We start from the raw sequence: 565 nt of genomic DNA on the forward strand, positions 1-565 counted from the left end.
GAGATAATCCTGGTTTAGTCTGAATAAACACTTCCCACATATCTAAATTTGCCATAGTCAGATTTTATTTTTATCTAAATTTTAGATTTTGAATTATTTTAAATTTTAATTTTTGAACCATTAAGGACAATTAAGTTGTTAAGAATGTTAAGTTTAGCTTCGCTTTTAGATTTTAATCAAAATGATTTTTCTTAATTCAACTAAACTTCTAAACAAAATCTTAATGGTTTAAATTAAAAATTAGTTAACCTTTTCGTTCTGCTTCTCAGCAAAAGCTGCTGCCGCTTCTTTTACCCATGAATTTTCCCTCTGAGCTTTTCTTTTGGTTTCGATACGCTTTTTGTTAGCAGGCCCGTTTCCTTTTAAGATTTCAATGAATTCATCCCAAGGAAGCTCTCCGAAATCGTAGTGCTGTCTTTCTTCATTCCATTTCAGATATTTATCGGGAATGGTTAATCCTAAGAATTCAGCCTGAGCAACGGTAACATCAATGAATCTCTGACGAAGACTATCGTTGCTTTCTCTTTTCACTCTGTAATTCATCGAAATTTTAGAGTTTGGTGAA

Annotated in this window: 1 protein-coding gene; it reads right to left on the reverse strand. The window is 31.9% G+C overall.

Annotated features, from left to right (window positions below; all coding sequences use genetic code 11):
• Positions 1-240: 240 nt before the first annotated feature.
• The coding region (locus WFK35_RS23010) for a Phenylacetic acid catabolic protein (RefSeq protein ID WP_336734983.1) at positions 241-565 on the reverse strand (325 nt) is incomplete at its 5' end.

It is taken from the genome of Chryseobacterium sp. VD8, from assembly GCF_037149975.1.
GTDB lineage: Bacteria > Bacteroidota > Bacteroidia > Flavobacteriales > Weeksellaceae > Chryseobacterium > Chryseobacterium indicum.